20 protein-coding genes are annotated in these 20,125 nt (G+C 40.5%); 10 read left to right on the top strand and 10 right to left on the bottom strand.

The genetic code is table 11. The features are described 5' to 3' along the window. The first annotated feature begins 290 nt into the window (after positions 1-290). Complete coding sequence (locus GYY70_RS01320) at positions 291-1,490, top strand: MFS transporter (RefSeq protein WP_174830996.1); 1,200 nt, start codon at positions 291-293, stop codon at positions 1,488-1,490. Between the two features lie 51 nt (positions 1,491-1,541). Here GYY70_RS01320 and GYY70_RS01325 read toward each other — a convergent pair whose 3' ends face one another. The 5 genes from GYY70_RS01325 to GYY70_RS01345 form a co-directional block, all read right to left on the bottom strand. Next, positions 1,542-2,573 (bottom strand): AI-2E family transporter, encoded by a 1,032-nt coding sequence (locus tag GYY70_RS01325; RefSeq protein ID WP_041879928.1) that lies wholly within the window; start codon positions 2,571-2,573, stop codon positions 1,542-1,544. Positions 2,574-2,609: 36 nt separating this feature from the next. Continuing rightward, positions 2,610-3,203 carry a DJ-1/PfpI family protein gene (locus tag GYY70_RS01330; RefSeq protein WP_174830997.1) on the bottom strand — a complete coding sequence of 198 codons (594 nt, stop codon included), beginning with the start codon at positions 3,201-3,203 and terminating at the stop codon, positions 2,610-2,612. 530 nt (positions 3,204-3,733) lie between these two features. Continuing rightward, positions 3,734-4,474 (bottom strand): carbonic anhydrase, encoded by a 741-nt coding sequence (locus GYY70_RS01335; protein WP_037393121.1) that lies wholly within the window; start codon positions 4,472-4,474, stop codon positions 3,734-3,736. Between the two features lie 296 nt (positions 4,475-4,770). After that, positions 4,771-5,313: a hypothetical protein gene (locus tag GYY70_RS01340; protein WP_084562058.1), complete on the bottom strand. Its 543-nt coding sequence runs from the start codon at positions 5,311-5,313 to the stop codon at positions 4,771-4,773. 190 nt (positions 5,314-5,503) lie between these two features. Beyond that, positions 5,504-6,187, bottom strand: a complete 684-nt coding sequence (locus tag GYY70_RS01345) for a winged helix-turn-helix domain-containing protein (RefSeq protein ID WP_144354446.1) — start codon at positions 6,185-6,187, stop codon at positions 5,504-5,506. Between the two features lie 305 nt (positions 6,188-6,492). Here GYY70_RS01345 and GYY70_RS01350 point away from each other — a divergent pair, with 305 nt between their 5' ends. Both GYY70_RS01350 and GYY70_RS01355 read left to right on the top strand, forming a co-directional pair. Further along, positions 6,493-7,854 carry an MFS transporter gene (locus tag GYY70_RS01350; protein ID WP_174830998.1) on the top strand — a complete coding sequence of 454 codons (1,362 nt, stop codon included), beginning with the start codon at positions 6,493-6,495 and terminating at the stop codon, positions 7,852-7,854. Between the two features lie 250 nt (positions 7,855-8,104). Next, the gene (locus GYY70_RS01355; protein WP_174830999.1) at positions 8,105-8,482 is read left to right on the top strand and encodes a hypothetical protein; all 378 of its coding nucleotides are present in this window, start codon (positions 8,105-8,107) and stop codon (positions 8,480-8,482) included. An 80-nt stretch (positions 8,483-8,562) separates the two neighbouring features. Here GYY70_RS01355 and GYY70_RS01360 read toward each other — a convergent pair whose 3' ends face one another. Genes GYY70_RS01360 through GYY70_RS01370 form a run of 3 tightly spaced genes read right to left on the bottom strand, consistent with a single transcriptional unit; the run spans position 8,563 to position 10,559 of the window. Continuing rightward, positions 8,563-9,201, bottom strand: coding sequence for a LysE family transporter (locus GYY70_RS01360; protein WP_174831000.1), 639 nt, complete (start codon positions 9,199-9,201; stop codon positions 8,563-8,565). Between the two features lie 23 nt (positions 9,202-9,224). Next, positions 9,225-10,127, bottom strand: coding sequence for a tyrosine-type recombinase/integrase (locus GYY70_RS01365; protein ID WP_174831001.1), 903 nt, complete (start codon positions 10,125-10,127; stop codon positions 9,225-9,227). Further along, the gene (locus GYY70_RS01370) at positions 10,128-10,559 is read right to left on the bottom strand and encodes a thioesterase family protein (protein ID WP_025329828.1); all 432 of its coding nucleotides are present in this window, start codon (positions 10,557-10,559) and stop codon (positions 10,128-10,130) included. A gap of 177 nt (positions 10,560-10,736) precedes the next feature. Between GYY70_RS01370 and GYY70_RS01375 the strand changes: the two genes are divergently transcribed. Continuing rightward, positions 10,737-11,189 (top strand): universal stress protein, encoded by a 453-nt coding sequence (locus GYY70_RS01375; RefSeq protein ID WP_025329829.1) that lies wholly within the window; start codon positions 10,737-10,739, stop codon positions 11,187-11,189. A gap of 115 nt (positions 11,190-11,304) precedes the next feature. On the opposite strand, the gene GYY70_RS01380 is transcribed toward GYY70_RS01375, so the two are convergent. Then, on the bottom strand, positions 11,305-11,934 hold the full coding sequence (locus tag GYY70_RS01380) for a TetR family transcriptional regulator (RefSeq protein WP_025329830.1): 630 nt from the start codon (positions 11,932-11,934) through the stop codon (positions 11,305-11,307). A gap of 310 nt (positions 11,935-12,244) precedes the next feature. On the opposite strand from GYY70_RS01380, the gene GYY70_RS01385 reads away from it, so the two are divergent. From GYY70_RS01385 to GYY70_RS01410, 6 genes are all read left to right on the top strand, one after another. Next, on the top strand, positions 12,245-13,480 hold the full coding sequence (locus tag GYY70_RS01385) for an efflux RND transporter periplasmic adaptor subunit (RefSeq protein ID WP_174831002.1): 1,236 nt from the start codon (positions 12,245-12,247) through the stop codon (positions 13,478-13,480). 12 nt (positions 13,481-13,492) lie between these two features. After that, positions 13,493-16,705 carry an efflux RND transporter permease subunit gene (locus GYY70_RS01390; RefSeq protein WP_174831003.1) on the top strand — a complete coding sequence of 1,071 codons (3,213 nt, stop codon included), beginning with the start codon at positions 13,493-13,495 and terminating at the stop codon, positions 16,703-16,705. After that, positions 16,702-18,201 carry an efflux transporter outer membrane subunit gene (locus tag GYY70_RS01395; protein ID WP_084562050.1) on the top strand — a complete coding sequence of 500 codons (1,500 nt, stop codon included), beginning with the start codon at positions 16,702-16,704 and terminating at the stop codon, positions 18,199-18,201. The genes GYY70_RS01390 and GYY70_RS01395 overlap by 4 nt, the downstream gene beginning before the upstream one ends. A 255-nt stretch (positions 18,202-18,456) precedes the next feature. Further along, positions 18,457-18,690, top strand: a complete 234-nt coding sequence (rpmB, locus tag GYY70_RS01400) for a 50S ribosomal protein L28 (protein WP_002216391.1) — start codon at positions 18,457-18,459, stop codon at positions 18,688-18,690. 26 nt (positions 18,691-18,716) lie between these two features. Further along, positions 18,717-18,872, top strand: coding sequence for a 50S ribosomal protein L33 (gene rpmG / locus GYY70_RS01405; protein ID WP_025329834.1), 156 nt, complete (start codon positions 18,717-18,719; stop codon positions 18,870-18,872). 120 nt (positions 18,873-18,992) lie between these two features. Next, positions 18,993-19,220: a SlyX family protein gene (locus tag GYY70_RS01410; RefSeq protein WP_174831004.1), complete on the top strand. Its 228-nt coding sequence runs from the start codon at positions 18,993-18,995 to the stop codon at positions 19,218-19,220. Between the two features lie 258 nt (positions 19,221-19,478). On the opposite strand, the gene tenA is transcribed toward GYY70_RS01410, so the two are convergent. Then, on the bottom strand, positions 19,479-20,125 hold a 647-nt coding region (tenA, locus tag GYY70_RS01415; RefSeq protein WP_174831005.1), incomplete at its 5' end, for a thiaminase II.

Here is a 20,125-nt window from a genome sequence, read left to right on the forward strand (position 1 = left end):
CTGTTACTGTATCTAGGCCAGAGAGGGGAAGGACTGCTGACGCAGCGCTTCGTAGAGGACGATGGCGGCGGCGTTGGACAGGTTCAGTGAGCGGATGTGCTCTGACTGCGGAATTCGCAGACATTGCTCTGTTTAGGTCTGAGTAAATGCTTGTGGCAGACAGTATAACAAATTAAATTGTTATCAGATCCCGGATTGTATTAGATAGAAAAATGTGCCAATTATTAACACTTATTCAGTAATATATCATACCAAAATTATCATTTATTTATTCGCTTTGGTTGAAAATAATGAATCAGCAAGATAGTCAGTTCTCATCTAATCAGTTATTTCTTTCGGTTATTTTAATGGTAGCGGGCGCACATCTGTGTAATGACCTGATTCAGTCGATGCTGACAGCTACTTATCCCTTACTGGAAGAAAAATATCGTTTAAGTTTCGCTCAGGTGGGTTGTATTAGTCTGGTATATCAGCTTACAGCTTCAATTTTACAGCCCGCAATCGGTTATTACACAGATAAGCATCCGAAACCTTATTTATTACCACTAGGTATGGTTTCAACGACGTTTGGCTTGTGCATGCTGGGTTTGGTCAGTCAATTCTATTTATTATTACTGGCTGCAGCATTTCTGGGAGTAGGATCATCTACTTTCCATCCTGAGGCATCCCGTGTTGCACGTAATGCTTCTGCTGGTCGGTTTGGTCTGGCTCAGTCGGCATTTCAGGTAGGCGGTAATCTGGGTTCATCACTTGGGCCGCTACTGGTGAGTTTGGTTGTGCTGAGATATAACCGGCAAAGTAATATTCTGTGGTTTATCGTTATTGGTGTAATTGCTATTTTGCTTTTGTGCCGCATCAGTGCATGGAGTGCTCGTCATCTGGCTGCAAATAAACACAAGGCAACATCAAATTGTACTTTACCTTATGATAAAAGTAAGACCGTTCTAGCCTTATTCATTCTTGCCGTATTAATTTTTTCTAAATTTTTTTATATGGCCAGTATGAGTAATTATTATAGCTTTTATCTAATTGAAAAATTTGCTCTAACTAAACAATCTGCAGTGTTATTTCTATTTTTATTTCTGGCCTGTGTGGCAATTGGTACGTTTGTCGGAGGTCCGGTAGGTGACCGTATTGGTCGGAAATATGTTATTTGGTTCTCTATTTTAGGGGCTGCGCCTTTTACTCTGGCCTTACCTTATGCAAATCTCTGGGGTACGGCGCTGTTAAGCTGTTTGATTGGTTTAATTATATCTTCTGCTTTTTCGGCAATTGTGGTTTATGCTCAGGAGTTGATTCCCGGACGCGTGGGGATGATTGCCGGTCTGTTTTTTGGTTTTATGTTTGGGATGAGTGGAATTGCAGCAGCAGTTTTAGGATATGTGGCCGATAAAACCAGCTTACAACTTATTTTTAAATTTTGTTCTTTCCTGCCATTACTTGGAATACTGACAATTTTGTTACCGGATGTGGAGCGGTATAAACGCTAAAATACCCAAAGGCCATTGTTCATGGCCTTTTTATTAATATACGAAATCAGATTAAATGATTTTGAGTTGTTTTAAAGACAGTTTCAGGAAAGCATAAAAGATAGGCGCAAAAATCAATCCGATTACGCCAAATAGGCTTTCAGACAATACCATCGCAATCAGCAGTTCGCAAATGCCGGCGTGGATTTTGTTACCAATTATTTTGGCATTGAGTATATATTCGATTTTATGGATGATAATTAGATATAACAGGACAATTACCGCCATCCAGAAGGAAATAGTAAATGCAACCAGACACATAATAGTATTGACTATGAGGTTGCCAATAATGGGGATCAGTCCAAGAACGAAAGTAGCCAGTATCAGGCTTTTGCTGAAAGGCAGATGAATACCGAATAAAGGTAATATGATAAGCAGGAAAATAGCAGTCAGAATGGTATTAAAAAAGGATATCACTACTTGTGAGAAGGCAACATATTGAAATACCAGTACCAGACGATTTAACCCCTCTTTGAGAGCCTGCATATAAATTGTTGATGAGGAATGGGTTTCAGTGATATTGCGTTTGTTCTGCTGATAGCCGGCAATTAAACCGATAATCATACCAATGATGATGATTAGTAATGAATGAAATAATTGCTTAACTACTGACTGAAGATATAGAACATGTTCTTTGATAAAGTTTAGTGCATTGGTTCGCAATTCAATCAGATTATCAGGAATATATTTATTTAGTTCTTTGGGCAGTGAGCTGGCAATGCTGTTAAATAAGCTTTGAATATGAGTAAGGGTTTGTTGCGGATCTTTGGCTACGCTAATTACCCAGCTAATCAGGTAACCAAAGCCGCTAATGAGTATTGCCATGATGAGCAGTGAAAGTAATAATACGGAAAAAAGTTTGGCTTTATTGCCCCAGCGATGCATTTTTTTGGCCAGAAAATCTTCAAGCTTCTGTGTCAGGGTATAGGTGAGTAAGCCGGAAATAACACCGGACATTAAGTGTATTTCCATAAATATAATAAAAAAGACAGAATACAATACTACAAAAAACAGTCCTATTTTTTGTTGCTCATCTAAAAGCATAATTTTTCCCGGGTTAATTTTTATAACAATAAAATTTTATTTCAGACAGAATTCATCTTGCTGGCTGTCTTGCTGCCAGCGATATTCGATTCTGGTTGCGATTTGTCGGGCAACGGTTTCTCCGGCCCTGTCTTGTACAAAGGCTAAAGCCATATCCATACCTGCACTAATACCTGAAGATGTGTAGTATTTCCCATCTGTAACCCATCTGGCTTTTTCTATCCATTGAGTTTGTAACGATGAGGTTTTTACCCATTCGAAAGAGAGTTTATTGGATGTTGCTCGTTTTCCATCAAGTAATCCTGATTTAGCCAGTAGGGCACTACCCGTACATACTGTTAATACATACCGGCTTTTTTGTGCCAGTTGCTTTAGCTGGTTGATATAGTCGGATTCGAGGATAAGTGTTCTGGCTCCTGTTCCACCAGGAATGAAAAGCGTATCGATTTCGGACTGCGGCATCGTGTTAAAACTTTCGGTAGCAATCTGTACACCATCTCGATTGCTTATTAAGCCACCATCACGGGAATAAAACTGCATTTTCCAGTCTGGAACTTTTCCAAATATTTCTACAGGTCCGAAAACATCAAGGGTTTCGAAATCAGGATATAGAATAATAGAGATGTGCATTATTTTTCCTTAGTGTAGACGGGTTGAAAAGATAAATTTCTGGATATTGTTTTGAATATAAGTAGCATATCATTTTTTCACTTCTCAGATGCTTATTTGTACTTGGATAGTGGAGTCTAAAATTAGGCAAATCCAAAAATATAGGATATGAATTCATCTAGATATAATTAAAATTCAGATTATTTTTCAGTTAGATATGAACTTGTGAAGTATTCGAACTTAATCTGTGGATAATTCAGTTGTAAAAATATAAAAATGTTGTAATCAGAATAACTGGTAATGCTGAAAAAAATTGAAAATGAGCTGACTGGCTGAGGTGAACTGAGAAAAGACAAGTGAAGAGTTTGAAGCTTATAAAACTGAGAATAACATTAAGCATACATGGATAATAGTTTTTCCAGTATTGCTTAAGTTTAGCTGATGTAATTTTGTTTTATAAATGCAGGATTAAAAAACACATAGGCTGTCAGGTTTAATAAAAGGCCAGACTTTGCTGATGCTCTTCTGACCTTTTATTGAACAATTCTGGCTTAGTTGTTTTCAATAATGCGGTTATTGAGTGGTTGAACCGGCCGGTTGTTATTTTTCGGCAGATAATGAGAAATTTCTTCGATTTCATCCTTGGATAAGGTAATCGGCTGGCGGAATAATATCCACGTTACCGGTTCACTGCATGGCGGAGTAGTCAGAGAACCGGTATAGCGATAGTAGCTGTGATTTTTCGGATAAATGTGTTCAGGGTTGAATAATATATCGGTATTTTCACTGCTATTTTTGGCAAGTTGTTTAAATACGGATAATTTTTCAAAGTAGGAATTTTCTTTACCTTCCTGCACAAATACGGCAATGACAAGATTACTGTGATCAGCAGCCTGATGAACAAAATGTAATTCCAGCGGATAGCGGACACCATTAATCGTGTGCTCAGCCGGTTCATGAGCATGAAACTGAACCAGTTTGTATGTTTTGTTTTCGTAGCTAAATGTGCTGTTTGCATCAAAGTTAAACTGGAGTGAATGACCATTATCAATAATTTGCTTAATATCGGCATGTTGATAATTAAATTTCAGTGCCGGTAATTGCTTATTGTTTTTGCTGTCAAAAATATCAATAGGGGATTGAGTTTTGCCTGATGCACAAGTTTGTGCATCAGGCAGGTTACCCCAGTTTTCCGGTGCGTTATCACCTTGATAACCCCAGTGGGTTTGTTCCGCCATGGCTGAGGTAGCCAGACCAAGGCTAAGACATAAAGCTAAAATATTTTTTCTCATGATGCGGTTCATATGGGTTTATTATTTTTTAGTTTAGTCTTATTTGGTAAAGTTGGGTAGTATTTTTGTTGTTAGAATCTGATATATTGTTAATATATTAAATATTTTTTATATGGTATTCTATTTCTGGTTTAAATCATGTTGAATCTAAATTTTAAATTACCATCAAGAGGAACTGAAATTTGTGATGGTGTTATATAAAAAACATCTATTAATTTGCTATCAAATAAAATATATAAATCAAGTTTGCGACAGTACTTACTGTTAAATGGTAAACGTAGTATATGTAGAACTCTTTAGATTAGTAAAATGAGTCTGATGCAGAACCTCAAAAAGTATTTTTGTATATCGCTAACTTTACTATTAAAAATCCATTCATCTTTTGAATAAGTATCTCCATCTGATATGAATTTTTTATATTCATCTTCAAAATCAATTAAAGCTACAATTTTGTATTTTCCTTCGTTATGCTTATATAACAATGCCCACCAATGGAGATGGGAATTATTATTTTGTATTTTGTGTAGTACGTCATTTTTTTGAAAATAAAAAATAGCTTCATCGTTCTTTATTAAATATGGTTTATTAATAGATTTAAGGTAATTAAAAACTAAGAAGGAGTAATAATTAGCGTCATCGGCCATAATATAGAAATCATCACCCATACTAGTTTTTAACTTATTAATTGTATTTTCACTGGGAGTGACTAATATAACTATATCTTTGTCAAAAATAATTTTTGTTTTTTTCTCGAATAGTATTAAATTATTTTGTCCTGCTAAAGCCGTGTGGAAAGAAAAAAATATTAAGCAGAAAAATATAAATAATGTTTTTTTCATAATAATTAAAGCCCCCCTTCTAATTGTTGATTTATCTGGATATGATAGCAATCATTTTCAATTAAAGCATGATCTGCTTAAGCTCTTATTTGATCTAAAAATTGCTTAGAATCAGTTAATCCAGAATTGACATTATGCTAAACATATATAATTATTTTATCATCAAAAAGTTAATTTTTATTGTAAATCCCTATTTATCAATTAATAATACATTTAAGTTTTTTCTACCTTTTGGCGTAATTGTCAATTCACGATTATTATCATTTTGTTTAAACCATTCTTGTTGTAGCATTGATTGAAGCAATAAAGTCCCTAATGGACCACCAATATGATCCCTATGCTCAGTAAAATCTATACAGCGCTTTCCAACACTAGCTGTATTAGAAGCGTTGAGTAATAGCTTATGTCCTTTAAAAAAATTTTTACCATGTTCAGTAACTATAAAAAAATTATCTTGTATAACAATAAATTCATTATTAATAAATGACTGCGTAAGTGCAACAGACCATGAACCGGCTAGATGTTTATAACATGTTCTTGCCTCTTTAAATTTTTCTTTAGTGTTAGTATTGGATAAAAATAAACACTCTTTCGGGGGAATAATATTAAAAGTTGATTCAATAAACATTGCGGTATCTTGATTTTTTATTTCATAGTAATGGTGTTTACCACACGCCCTGTGATGGATAAGATCAATATCTTCTAGTTTTTTTAAATGAAAACGCGTAGCCTGTGGCGACAGATTCAGTCGATTTGCTAACCATGAGGCTGAAAGAGCTCTGCCATTCATTAATTCAGTGATAATTATAACTCTACTGAAATCAGACATTGCGTCTGAAAATCGTATTAAATCCTTACAATATAATTTATTCACTCTTTAGAGTCTCCATGAAAAATCTATGATTTTTTATTATTATTCAATTTGAAATTAATTAAGCACAGCGAATTAATATACGCTTTTTAGCTAATTTGTTTAAATTTCTTTTTAAACATTATTCCTGAAAAGTAAATAAATTAATCAGATATTTTCACCAATAAAAACAAGAGAGAAAATATTTGAGCAAATATGAAAAATGGATATTTTATTATTGCAACTTTTGATGGTTGGTTGAGGGTGAAATTACTTTCTTCTGCAGGCAATTAGCTAATGGTGTAATCAAATTAAGACGGGGACTATAAATGACTAAAGTAGTAGATAGTTCTAAACCAATATATTCTATTTATATTACATGTTGTTTAGGATTATTCTTATCAACACTGGATACCGGTATTATAAACTTAGCACTGAATACGTTTTCCATCGACTTTGGTGTTTCTTTGAAGTATATCGGATTATCTGTTACTTTATATTTATTATTTTTAATTATTTTTCTTGTTCCTGGCGGTTGGCTTGGTGACTTTTGGGGGCAAAAAATAGCGTTAATAGCAGGTTTCGTGCTTTTTGGTCTAACCTCATTGATAGCTGGTTTTTCTGAGTCTGCCAATCAGCTTATTATAGCAAGATGCGGACAAGGAATTGGTGCCGCGCTATTGCAGGCAAATTGCTTGGGGCTGGCTGGTTTACAATCATGTAAACAGAAAATAAGGTTAAATTCTTTCATAATGTTGGCGATAAGTTTAGGACCAATTTTAGGGCCTTCTTTCGGCGGTGTTATTTTAAAATTATGGGGATGGCAATTTTTGTTTCTAATTAATGTTCCATTGTGTATTGTGGGATGTTTTTTTAGTTTAAAAATAACTAAAGCAGTAAACACACTAAAAAGAGAGACTTTTGATTTAAAAGGAATGATACTTTTTTTTATGATGTTAGTGGCTTGTGTTTCTCTTATTTATTCTGATAATTTAAATCTGTTATTGATTGAAAAAAATTTTATTGGTATTTCTACTTTAATCATTTTTTTTATTTTTTTGAGGATAGAGTCAAAATGCTCCAATCCTTTTTTTCCTGTCAAATTATTATTAATCTCGTCAATTAGATACATTTCAATTGGCAGTTTGATATTTGGGTTGACAGCAGGCATCATTTTTTCAGCGTCACCTCTCTTGTTTATTAGAGAAGCTGGTTATCCAATCGATTATATAGGATTAATCTGTACTGCCGCACCTATTGGCGTTATTTTAAGTGTGTTTGGCAGAAAAGTAATAAATTCAAGTTGTAATAAAATTATACTAATTTATGCTTTACCGCTTATGCTATTTGCTTTTGCCTTGCTTTTCTTTGTGAGTTTTAATATTTCAATTTTTAATTATGTTATAGCTGCTTTGTGCTATGGTTTAGGTGGCGGACTGTTTCAAGGTTCATTAATTCAGATAGCGATGGATCAAAAAAAAGATAAACAATCAACGATTGGAGGCTTATTAAGGCTTTTTCAAAATGGAGGAATTATTATTGGGTCAGCATGTTCTTTAATGTTATTAGAAGCAAAGATTTCGCCTTTAGAGAATATTTCTACCTATCAAAAATTATGGGGTATTACTTTTAGTGTACTCTCTATTATGTTTGTTTATTCATATGTCTCTTTATTTAGAATAAAAAAATAAATACAGTCTCATTTTTACTTATGAGGCTAACAATTCAAATAAATTCTTATTGAAGATAAATCATCATATGGAAAAGTGCTCGAAGGAGCCAATCAATTACGTTCAATTGAGCAGGATAAATGATTATATAAGAATGCGTTGGCAGAGATGAGCACCGGTAATAATGCCTTTGTGTATTACCCCGCCCGCAGATATTGTTAAATCACCCGTTATTACGTAAACGAACTTTGGTTATCGGTTGTTTGCTAAGTTGTTACATGCAACTGGCTGGAAAATAGGCTATTGTGTAGCAGCTGCTGTATTGATGACAGCGTTTCGCAAGGTTCATCAGTTTGATGTATTTGGTATCCATACGCCTATACTATATGCTATTGCTGTTTATCTGGCAGATGCTTCACATTATGAAAAGTTAGGCTGCTTTTTTCAGCAAAAATGCAATTTTATGCTAGCTGGTTTGCATTATTCACGTTTTGAGGTTTATGTGCCTCAGGGAATATATTTTAGGGTACTCAATTACGGAGATGTCAGCACTGCGCCAGAAAATGAATTTGTGCGGAAATTGGTGATTACACATCGGGTAACTATGGTACTGCTGGCGGCATTTTATCATGATGGATTTAGCCAGTAGAATTATTGTGCACTGTGTAAAATAAATTTTGGCAGTAAAAAATTAGGACAGATGATTTATCTGTCCTTTTTATTTATCAGTTAATGATAAAGCTGACTAGTGATAATCTGAATATATAACCAGCAGCCAAAGCAGATGAATGCACAGCCGCCAATGCGGTCGATAGCCAGACTCCAGTGTAAATAGTTGCGTTTAATTATGGGTAAGGAAAACAGCCATATCATTAAGCATAAAGTCAGTAAAACCTGTACCAGTAAAATAAGCATAATCTCATATTTTAATGTGGGTTTATGTACATTAGCCATAGCCATGGACATAACGCTGCCCAGATAAAAAATGATTTTCGGATTGGACAGATTGGTAATCAGACCTTTCCAGAAAAAATGCTTTTCCTGTATTGGTGCAGTAATGGAATTATTCTGGGGTATAACTGTACGTAGCATCTGGTAGCCGCAATAGATTAAGTATGAACCGCCAGCCAGCATCAGGATATTCTGTAACCAGGGCAGCTGCTGCAATAAGGCGCTATAACCTTCAATAGTCAGTAATAACCAGAAAGCCACGCCTGTAGTAATGCCAAGTGCTACGCAAAATGCAGCCCAGCGTGAATAATTCAGTGCAGTTTTGCTGATGAGAAGCATATCCGGCCCCGGAGATAGCTGTCCCAGAAGATTAAGCAAAACAATACTGGCAATCATGGATTGTGTTTGATTAAGCATAAACAGATTCAGAGTTAAAACGGCTATTTGTTACGACGTTTGGCACGCGGATGAGTACTGTCATAAATTTGTGCCAGATGATTGAAATCCAGCTTAGTGTATTGCTGGGTAGTGCTGATGGATTTATGCCCAAGCAGTTCCTGTACGGCGCGAATGTCATGAGCATTTTGTAAAACATGGCTGGCAAAACTATGCCGCAGCATATGTGGTGATAAATGGCGGTCGCTGCCATGTGTAATTGACCAGACATTTAAACGGTTTTGAATTTGACGCGCACTCAGACGTGTGCCGCGCTGACTGGTAAAAACGGCATTTTCTCCCGCAATGGCATAACGGCAGGGCAGGTAGCGCCGTAAAGCATCAATACTTTTCTGACCCAAAGGAACCTGACGCTGTTTGTTCCCTTTACCACTAACATGAACCCAGTTTTCATTCAGCATTAGGTGATGCAAATCCAGTTGCACGAGTTCGCTCAGGCGTAAACCACTGCCGTACAGCAATTCGAAAATAGCCTGATCGCGCAGTGATAGAGTATCTTCGGCTGTGGGCTGGTCAAATGTGTGGTTTAGTTTTTCTGCCGGAACGGCTTTAGGCAGACGTGCCCCCGCTTTAGGAGCTTTAATGTTGTTAGTTGGATTAGTTTCAATTTTTCCCTGACGTTGCAGGAAATTAAAATAGGCTCGCCACGTACTAAGCTTACGAGCCAGTGAGGCAGGCTTATCACCCATCCCGCTAAGTTTTTTCAATGCACCGACCAGATGCAACCGTGTAATGCTTTCAGCAGTAAGGTTATCGGGTAGAAGCCGGATGAGCTGAATCAGGTCACGAGTGTAGGCAGTGCAGGTTAAGGCAGACAGACCACGCTGCTGTAAGTGCTGAAAAAATTCATTCCAGAGTATCCAGTTGGGGGGTGAAGTAGTCTGCATTTAATTACTCTGTGCAAGGAGATGACGAAAAGCTTCAGGTGTGCGACTGATACGCTGGCGTTCATAATTAAAAAAAGCCATACCGGTTTTTACCATGGCAATAGCAGCACCATCGTTGACACGGGTTATACGGTACAAAATACTGAAACCGGTGTTGCTCAGATCAGATATACCCAAATCAAAGTTTAATTCATCACCATAGAAGCTTTGTCCCTGAAATTGCAGAGCTGCATCAAGCATAATCAAACCGGTACCACCAATATCCATTTCACTAAAGCCGAACGAGGCCAGCAGGCGCAGCCGTGCTTCATGGCACAGGCGTAATACGGCATCATTGGCCAGATGATTGCCATAATTAATGTCACCGATATATACCTTGATTGTGGTATGAAACAGCCAGTGTTCGGGTGGTTCGATATGAATACGGCTCATGGGTTTTCCTTACTGGATTGAGGCTAGATGGTAGCAGTTTTTGAGGCATTCTGTAGCCGGCTGATGTTTGTATCAGGCAAATTTGTGCTAAGCTTTGCCAGTATTTCTTAGGTTGTATTGTTGTTTTTCAGTTTATTAACAAACGCAGTTATGGTTTGTCGGGCAGGGAGAATAACGATGTATCACAAAATTATGGTACCGGTAGATGAAAGTGCAGCTGCTATGCGAGCCTTGCAGGAAGCAATCATGCTGGCTAAATTATGTAATGCGGTTCTACGGGTAGTCAATGTTGTGGATCTGGCACAGTTTAGCTGGGGTGGTGTAGGAGCGCTGCCCTCTGAAGAAGTACGCAAAGCAGTTAATGCAGCAGGTAAAAAAGGTTTAGAGCAGGCAGAAAAACTACTTGAAGAATCTGGTATGCAGTATGAAATTGAAGTGCTGGAAAGTGCCGGTGATAAAGTGGCTGATATGCTGATTCAGGAAGCGACGGAACATAATGTTGATTTGCTGGTGATGGGTACTCACGGCTTCAGTGGTTTTATGCATATATTAATGGGCTCTGTGGCTGAAGGTGTTTTACGCCAGTCTGATATTCCGGTGATGTTATTACGTGTACGTGATGATGACTGATTAACAATTTGTTATTTCTAATTTGTTATTTCTATTGAAATCTGGCAGGCAATGAGCTCAATTATTGCCTGCTATTTATTTATGTAAAGTATCAATTCTAATCAGGATGGATGATTTACTGGCGAAGATTCGGATTATGGTGCAGTGATTCGAGGGCAATATTAATAAAATTAGGGGCAATACTGGTAATATCTATATTATCCGGATCAGTCAGCCATAAATTGGTTAATCCCATAAACAGAGCCTGAAAATACAGGGCGGCCTGCTGGATATTGATATTTGCCGGCAAAATATGCTGCTGACAGCACATATGAAATACAGCACATAGGTTTTGCCACCATAAATTTTGGTATTTTTGCAACAAAGCCACAATCGCATGGTTGTCAGCAGTGTGCTCACAATTTAAATGCAGGATATGACAGAATTTACGATAATTATTATCACTAGCCATACGCTGAAACATGTGTTTCAGCGCCTGCATCAGATTATTCAATGCGTCAGGAGAACTGGTGTCAATGTCATGCTGCAATTGACTGCTCAGTTTACTGAAAACCTGTTGGAATAACGCATCGAATAAGTCTTCCTTATTTTTAAAATGCCAGTATAAAGCACCGCGAGTCACGCCGGCTGCGCTGGCAATTTCTTGCAGTGAAGCACGGCTGACACCGCGCCGGTAAAAGATATCCAGTGCAGCAGCCATGAGAGCCTCTTTAGTTTGCAGGGCTTCTTCTTTGGTCTTGCGCATAATAAATTTCCGTTTATCTGTAAATTAAATTAGGCAAATCTGTATTTAATTCAGATTAGCACAAGATTTTTTGATTAAAATAACTTAAGTATTAAATTATTGCATCTGGTATACATACATTGTTGCATGTATAATGCGCAGCGTAAAGTTATTCTTATTTAATCGTCTGTTGTCGCATTGCTGGCTGTCTGATATTTAGATTTCGGCAGCCCTAAGTGTTGGCACCAGCGCTATTTTTGTCATATTTTTAGCACAGCATAGTAAAAAGTTATTTAATTTTTAAAGTATATATGCACATATTGAGGTGAATATGGGAACGAATCGAAAAGCAGATAAATGGCGCATCAGTGCGATAGTACTGGCAAGTGCGCTGGCATTAGCTGCATGTGGCAAAGGCGACAAAGCACCAGCACCACAGGCACCAATGGTCAGTGTACTGACTGTACATCCGGAAACGGTGACTGTAGATACCGAGCTGACTGGTCGTCTGAAGCCGATTCGCGAGTCACAAGTACGTGCCCGTGTAGCTGGTATTTTGCTGAAACGTCTGTTTACAGAAGGTACTTATGTTAAAGAAGGCCAACCACTGTTTCAGATCGACAATGCGCCTTATGTAGCTTCTTTGCAATCGGCACGTGCCAGTTTGGCAACCGCACAGGCTAATGCGGCGAAGGCTGATGCCGATATTGTCCGTTATCGTCCGCTGGTTGCAGCTAACGCAATCAGTAAACAGGAATTTGATCAGGCAATCGCACAACAGCGTCTGGCGCATGCACAGATTGACAGCGCACAGGCTGCAATTAAAAGCGCACAGATTAACGTTGGTTATGCCTATGTACGTGCTCCGATTTCAGGCCGTATTGGTAAGGCGCTGGTAACTGAAGGCGCTTTGGTCGGCCAGAATGATGTTACTCAGCTGGCGCTGATTCAGCAAACACATACTTTATATGTTGACCTGACCCAGACTGCCGCACAGGCAATGAAGATCCGTCAGGATATTGCTACCGGTAAGATGAAAACCATCAATGGTGCCGTTGAAGTGGCCATCAAGCTTGATGACGGTAGTGAATATCCGCAAAAAGGTCGTTTACTGTTTACAGATATGACTGTAGATGAAGGTACCGGTGAAGTTAAAGTACGTGCCGAAATTCCGAATGATGATGATATGTTGCTGCCCGGACAGTTTGTACGTGTAGAGATTCCGCAGGCTGAAATTCAGAATGCCATCGTCTTGCCACAGCAGGCAGTAACTCGTGGTGCCAGTGGTGATACGGTTACGGTGGTTAATGCTGATGGCAGTCTGGCTGTGCGCAATGTAACCGTAGTACAGCAAAAGGGCACAAACTGGGTAATCAGCGGAGGTCTGCGTACTGGCGATAAAGTAGCAATGGATGGTCTGGCACTGGTACAGTTAACCGGTGCGAAGAAAGTACAGACTCAGCCGTGGAAACCTGCACCTGCTAATGGTGCGCCTGCGCCTCAGGCTAAGGCAGCTTCTGCATCTGCACCTAAAGCTTCTGCGGCATCTGCCTCTCAGGCTCAGTAAGGAATCTGTAATATGTCACGATTTTTTATTAACCGACCGATTTTTGCATGGGTGGTGGCGCTATTCATCATCATTGCCGGTATAGTGTGTATTACCAAGCTGCCTGTTGCCCAGTATCCGACAGTAGCTCCTCCTTCCATCAGTCTGACTATTTCCTATCCGGGTGCTGATGCCCAGACCATTGAAGATACTGTATTGTCACGTATAGAACGTGAAATGAACGGTCTGGAAAATCTGGATTACATGGAAGCAAAATCGTTATCCAACGGTACGGGTACATTAACCCTGACCTTCTACCCGGGTACCGATGATGATATTGCACAGATGAATGTGCAGAATGCGCTTTCACGAGCAGAACCGCGTTTGCCGGCAATGGTAAAACAAACTGGTGTACAGATTGCCAAATCACGGAGTAACTTCCTGATGGTAACCATGTATACCAGTGATAGTCCTAATCTGACCCCGGCAGATATGGCAGACTATGTGGCACGTAACATTCAGCCGGAATTACAGCGTATTGACGGTGTAGGTAATGTAATGGTGTTCGGTTCTGAACGCGCCATTCGTATCTGGCTGGATTCAGACAAACTGCGCAGTGTTAATCTGACACCGGCAGCAGTTAATGCCGCAGTAGCTGCACAGAACCAGCAGATTTCTGCAGGTAGTCTGGGTGCTTTGCCTTCACCTGATAATATTCAGACTACAGCGACTATCATTGTGCCCGGTCAACTGAAAACAGTTGAACAGTTTGAAAATATTATTGTTAAAGCCAATACCGATGGTTCACTGGTACGTCTGAAAGATGTTGCCCGTGTAGAGCTGGGTAAACAGGATTACTCTACTGGTGCCCGTCTGAATGGTAAAGACGTAGTGGGTGCAGGTATTCAGCTGACGACTAAAGGTAATGCACTGGCTACAGCCAATGCAGTTAAGGCTAAGCTGGCCGATTTGCAAAAATATTTCCCTGCCGGTATGAGCTGGTCTGCACCATATGACAGCTCTACCTTCGTTAGTATTTCCATTGAAAAAGTGGTACATACTCTGGTAGAAGCAATTGTACTGGTATTCCTTGTTATGCTGGTATTCCTGCAAAACATTCGCTATACCCTGATTCCGACGATTGTGGTACCGATTGCTTTGCTGGGTGCTTTTACCATCATGTACTTTGCCGGTCTGTCGATTAACGTACTGACCATGTTTGCCATGGTACTGGTAATCGGTATTGTGGTCGATGATGCCATTGTGGTGGTGGAAAACGTAGAACGTATCATGGCCGATGAACATTTGCCGCCAAAGCCTGCTACAGAAAAGGCTATGGGGCAGATTTCCGGCGCTGTAGTTGGTATTACAGTGGTACTGATTACCGTATTTATCCCGATGGCGTTCTTCTCCGGTTCTACTGGTAATATTTACCGTCAGTTCTCTATCGTGATGTCGGTAGCCATTTTCTTCTCTGCTTTTCTGGCATTGTCGCTGACACCAGCCTTGTGTGCTACTTTGCTTAAACCGGTTAACGAACATGAAGCGGAGAAAAAGGGTTTTTATGGCTGGTTTAACCGCAAATTTACCAGCGGTGCCAAAAAATACGAATCCAAAGTGGCTTATGTACTGCATCGCAGCGTACGTATGTTCATTATCTATGCTGCTATCACAGCCTGTGCGTTGTTAGTAATGGTACGTCTGCCGACTTCATTCCTGCCGGAGGAAGATCAGGGTTATTCCATTGCTTTGATTCAGTTGCCGCCGGGTGCGACTCAGCATCGTACCCTGGATACTTTCAAGAAGATGGAAGAATTCACTCTTCATCAGCCTGAAGTGAAAAACATGGTATCCGTACTGGGCTTCAGTATGACCGGTCAGGGGCAGAACGTTGGTCTGAGCTTCCTTGTACTGAAAGACTGGTCAGAACGTAGCGGTGCAGAACACAGTGCCAATTCACTGGCTAACCGCATTACCGGTGCTATGATGGGTTCAGTACGTGATGGTTATATCTTTGCTCTGGTACCGCCATCCATTCCTGAACTGGGTACCAGTACCGGCTTTAGCTTCCGGCTGCAAGACCGTGGCGGTAAAGGTCATGAGGCATTACTGGCCGCGCGTAATCAGCTGCTAGGTATGGCGCGTGAAAGTAAAGTGCTGACACAGGTACGTCCGGACGGCATGGAGGATGAACCGCAATTGCAGATTGATATCGACCGCGATGCTGCTAATGCACAAGGCGTGTCATTCGGTGATATTTCAACTGTATTAAGTACTGCTCTGGGTTCCAACTACGTTAACGACTTCCCGAATAAAGGGCGTATGCAGCGGGTAATTGTACAGGCAGATGTGGCTTCCCGTATGACACCTGAAGACCTGGGCAAGCTTACCGTTAATAATGCACAGGGACAGCCAGTACCATTATCCGGCATCATGAAGACACACTGGATTACCGGTCCGGCACAAACTGTCCGCTACAATGGCTATACCGCTATGGCGATTACCGGTAATGCTGCTCCGGGGTACAGTACTGGTGATGCCATGAATGAAATGGAAAAAATTGCCAGCAAGCTGCCGGATGGTTTTGGCTATGAGTGGACAGGTCTGTCTAAAGAGGAAAAAGATGCGGGTAACCAGTCTACCATCCTCTATATGTTCTCACTGCTGGCTGTATTCCTGTGTCTGGCCGCACTGTATGAAAGCTGGACAATTCCATTATCCGTAATGCTGGTAGTACCGCTGGGTCTGCTTGGTGTCGTACTGGGTACATGGATGCGCGGTATGGAAAACGACGTTTATTTTCAGGTGGGATTAATTACCGTAATTGGTCTGAGTGCTAAAAACGCTATTCTGATTGTGGAGTTTGCCAAGGAGCTGCAAGAGCAGGGTAAAAGTCCGCTTGAAGCTGCACTGGCTGCCGCTCACCTGCGTTTCCGTCCGATTCTGATGACATCCATTGCGTTCATTATGGGTGTAGTGCCTCTGTACTTTGCCAGTGGTGCCTCTTCTGCGAGTCAGCGAGCCATTGGTACCAGCGTATTGTGGGGAATGTTAGTGGGTACCTGTCTGGCTCTGTTCTTTGTACCTGTATTCTATTCAACCGTACGCAGTCTGTTCAGCAGGAAAAAGAACGACAAAAATGGCGGTGCTCCTGACAATGAAAAAAATCTGCCGATGACAGTAAACAGTGATGGCAGTGTCAGTGTGCAGTCTGCCAACCAGACAGACAAAGAGGATAAAGCATGAAACACATAGTGAAACCTACTCTGCTGGCTGTATTAGTTGCCGGAGTAGTGTCTGCCTGTTCGATGGCACCCCGCTATCATCAGCCGAAAGTAGAGCTGGCAGAAACCTTTCCAGGTGCAGCAGCCAATGACCGGTATGCCGGTTCAGTGGCTGCCGCCAATCTCGGCTGGCAGGACTACTTCGCTGATGAGCGTTTGAAACAGATTATCAATCTGGCTTTAATTAATAACCGTGATTTGCGTGTGGCCGCATTAAACGTGGAAGCGGTTCGGGCTCAGTATGCTATTCAGCGCGCAGACCGCCTGCCTGCATTAGGTGCGACAGGTAATGGCGGACGTTCGCGTGTTGCGCAGGACTTAAGTGCTATGCGCGATGCTGCGGGTCAGCAAACCAGCTATATTGCAGAATCATATAATGTCGGTTTAGGTGTAACCGCATTTGAGCTGGATTTATTCGGACGGGTTAAAAGCCTGTCTGATGCAGCTCTGAATCAGTATTTCCAGCAAAAGCAAGTGCGCGATTCTACCCAGATCAGCCTGATTGCCAGCGTGGCCAAAGCCTACTTTGCTGAGCGTATTGCTCAGGCACAAATGGATTTATCCAGCCGTGTATTAAAATCACGTGAAGAAAGCAAGCGTCTGACTGATCTGCAATTCAAGTCCGGTGTGATTTCACAGGTACAGGTAGATGTAGCAGAAGCACAAATCGAAACAGCCCGTGCCGATTATGCTGCGGCTAAACAGGCGCGTGAACAGGCGCACAATGCCTTAACTTTGCTCGTGGGTAAACCATTGCCGGACGATTTACCGGCAGCAGCACCACTGAGCCGCCAGTTTGTGAATGCGGAGCTGCCGGCCGGTTTGCCGTCGACCATCCTGTATCAGCGGCCGGATGTACGTGCAGCTGAGTTTGCGCTTAAATCTGCTAATGCCAACATCGGCGCGGCGCGGGCAGCATTTTTCCCGCGCATCAGCCTGACCGGCAGTATTGGTTCCGGCAGCAACGATATTGGTCATCTGTTCAATGGTCCGAACCGTACATGGAGCTTTACGCCACAGATTACCCTGCCGATTTTCACATGGGGGCAAAACAAAGGTAATCTGGATCTGGCAACAGCGCGTAAAAACATTGCTGTAGCCCAGTATGAGCAAACTGTACAGGCTGCTTTCCGTGATGTGGCCGATGCACTGGTGGCACGTGATTCCCTTAAAAAGCAGTATGAGGCTAAATCACGTGGTGAACAGGCACAAACTAATCGCTACAAGCTCACACAGTTACGGTATAAACACGGCATAGCCAGCTCACTGGAACAGCTGGATGCAGAACGTGACAGTTATGCTGCACAGCAGGCACTACTCAATACACAGCAGACTCTGCTGGAAAACCGTGCCGATCTTTATAAAGCACTGGGTGGCGGCCTGAATCAGCAAACAGTCACACCTGCAGAAAACACTAGCGTTACCACGACAACTACTACCACAACCACAGTGCGGTAATTGTCTGAAATCCGGATGGCAGTATTACTCTGCCATCCGTCTGACGGCATAAGCAGCTTACTGAAAATACAGTACAGGCAGTAACCTGAACCGGTAATCAGCCTGTATCAAATCTGTACTTACTGCAGTTTGCCTGATTCAACAGCAACATTTTCGGCTGTTCATGTCATACAAAATGATTTAACCCTTGAATAGATTCCGCTTTTCATGGTATAAATCGCGTTTTACAAAATTATTAGAAGTTTGGAGTTAACCATGGCACGTGTATGTAAAGTGACCGGTAAGCGCCCGATGAGTGGCAACAACGTGTCACACGCCAACAATAAAACCAAACGCCGTTTCTTGCCTAATCTGCAATCACGTCGTTTCTGGGTTGAAAGTGAAAACCGTTGGGTACGCCTGCGCGTTTCTAACGCCGCCTTGCGTACAATCGACAAGGTAGGTATTGATGTAGTATTGGCCGACCTGCGCGCTCGCGGTGAAGCTTAATCATATTGTGATTTAAGGATAGAGCAATGCGCGACAAAATTAAACTGGAATCTTCTGCTGGTACTGGTCATTTCTACACCACTACCAAAAATAAACGCACCATGTCTGGTAAATTTGAAATCAAAAAATTTGATCCGGTAGTGCGTAAACATGTACTGTACAAAGAAACCAAACTGAAATAATTATTTCTTACTGGTTTGAAAAACCTGAGCAGTTTATTGCTCAGGTTTTTTTATTACAAATAATCAAAATCAGATTATCTTTGTCGGTAAAGATTAAATAATCAAACAATGGACAATAATATGCCTGAAATCCTGGAAGCATTACAACACCGAATCGTAGAGCTGGAAATTGAAAGTGCACTACAGGCGGAAACTATCCAGAGCCTGAGTGATACCATAGCACGAATTCAACAAACTCTGGATTTACAGCAGGCACAACTGCGTCTGCTTTACCAGCGCCTGCCAGACAAGATAGAAAATGGTAACGAACCATTTAATCCGGCTAATGAAATTCCGCCCCATTATTGATTAATTTCGTCTGGAATATTACAAAGCAGAAAATTTCAATTTCAGATGTACCGCGTTTTGATTAATTGAAAATCTGATTAATATAAATGTTGAAGCAGAGTTTTAAATAAACAGTTTTTTATAGAGAATAATCAATCATATAATTTCTAGTGTTGTTTTAAAATTTAAATTTATTTTTAATAGAAATAATATTCTATATGAATATTATTAAACTTTCCCATCAGTTATCCTGACGGGAAAGTCATGTATATAAAATATTTAGTAGCTTTTATCCAGCCCCATTTGCCAGAAATCAGCTTCTAATTGTGTCGCTTTAGTAAAAATTTTGCTCAGTTGCTGAAAGCGCTGTGAATCAATATCGGCTAAACGCTGATTAATCCAGTCAATTTCTTCCTGCATGGCAATCTGAAATTCATCATTTGCGTACATTTCTACCCAGCTTTGATAAGGGTTATTAATTGTTTGATACCATGGCTGATCTTTAAGCCAGCAGGCAATAATTCCATATCCGATTAAGCATGGTGCCAGTGCAACATGTAAATCCAGTAATTCCCCTTGTTGTCCGGCATCAAGTATATAGCGTGAATATGCAATATTTGCTTTGGCTTCAGGCAGAGTACTAAGCTCCTGTTCACTGATACCCCATTCCTTACAATATTGTATATGTAATTCCAGCTCAGTATCCATAATAGCCTTGAGACCTGCTAATGCCTTGCGTATTTCAAATACATCATAGCTTTTATAAACCGCGAGTCCCCATGCACGCGCAAACTGAATTAAAAAAAGATAATCCTGTTTTAAATAATGCTGAAAACACGATTTATCTAATATTCCTTTACCCAGCTGGCGGATAAAATCATGCTGAATATAGCGGTTCCATTCATCCTGACAGGCTTCTGTGAGTG

This window comes from Snodgrassella sp. ESL0324 (genome assembly GCF_013344955.1).
Lineage (GTDB): Bacteria > Pseudomonadota > Gammaproteobacteria > Burkholderiales > Neisseriaceae > Snodgrassella > Snodgrassella alvi.

What these genes read in the sequence shown, in the direction of transcription:
- GYY70_RS01340 (WP_084562058.1), bottom strand. Translation starts at nt 5,313, where the DNA reads ATGAAAAAAACATTATTTATATTTTTCTGCTTAATATTTTTTTCTTTC.
- GYY70_RS01350 (WP_174830998.1), top strand. Translation starts at nt 6,493, where the DNA reads ATGACTAAAGTAGTAGATAGTTCTAAACCAATATATTCTATTTATATT.
- GYY70_RS01365 (WP_174831001.1), bottom strand. Translation starts at nt 10,127, where the DNA reads ATGCAGACTACTTCACCCCCCAACTGGATACTCTGGAATGAATTTTTT.
- GYY70_RS01370 (WP_025329828.1), bottom strand. Translation starts at nt 10,559, where the DNA reads ATGAGCCGTATTCATATCGAACCACCCGAACACTGGCTGTTTCATACC.
- GYY70_RS01330 (WP_174830997.1), bottom strand. Translation starts at nt 3,203, where the DNA reads ATGCACATCTCTATTATTCTATATCCTGATTTCGAAACCCTTGATGTT.
- GYY70_RS01385 (WP_174831002.1), top strand. Translation starts at nt 12,245, where the DNA reads ATGGGAACGAATCGAAAAGCAGATAAATGGCGCATCAGTGCGATAGTA.
- GYY70_RS01375 (WP_025329829.1), top strand. Translation starts at nt 10,737, where the DNA reads ATGTATCACAAAATTATGGTACCGGTAGATGAAAGTGCAGCTGCTATG.
- GYY70_RS01395 (WP_084562050.1), top strand. Translation starts at nt 16,702, where the DNA reads ATGAAACACATAGTGAAACCTACTCTGCTGGCTGTATTAGTTGCCGGA.
- GYY70_RS01410 (WP_174831004.1), top strand. Translation starts at nt 18,993, where the DNA reads ATGCCTGAAATCCTGGAAGCATTACAACACCGAATCGTAGAGCTGGAA.
- GYY70_RS01390 (WP_174831003.1), top strand. Translation starts at nt 13,493, where the DNA reads ATGTCACGATTTTTTATTAACCGACCGATTTTTGCATGGGTGGTGGCG.
- GYY70_RS01380 (WP_025329830.1), bottom strand. Translation starts at nt 11,934, where the DNA reads ATGCGCAAGACCAAAGAAGAAGCCCTGCAAACTAAAGAGGCTCTCATG.
- GYY70_RS01320 (WP_174830996.1), top strand. Translation starts at nt 291, where the DNA reads ATGAATCAGCAAGATAGTCAGTTCTCATCTAATCAGTTATTTCTTTCG.
- GYY70_RS01325 (WP_041879928.1), bottom strand. Translation starts at nt 2,573, where the DNA reads ATGCTTTTAGATGAGCAACAAAAAATAGGACTGTTTTTTGTAGTATTG.
- GYY70_RS01360 (WP_174831000.1), bottom strand. Translation starts at nt 9,201, where the DNA reads ATGCTTAATCAAACACAATCCATGATTGCCAGTATTGTTTTGCTTAAT.
- rpmB (WP_002216391.1), top strand. Translation starts at nt 18,457, where the DNA reads ATGGCACGTGTATGTAAAGTGACCGGTAAGCGCCCGATGAGTGGCAAC.
- GYY70_RS01335 (WP_037393121.1), bottom strand. Translation starts at nt 4,474, where the DNA reads ATGAGAAAAAATATTTTAGCTTTATGTCTTAGCCTTGGTCTGGCTACC.
- rpmG (WP_025329834.1), top strand. Translation starts at nt 18,717, where the DNA reads ATGCGCGACAAAATTAAACTGGAATCTTCTGCTGGTACTGGTCATTTC.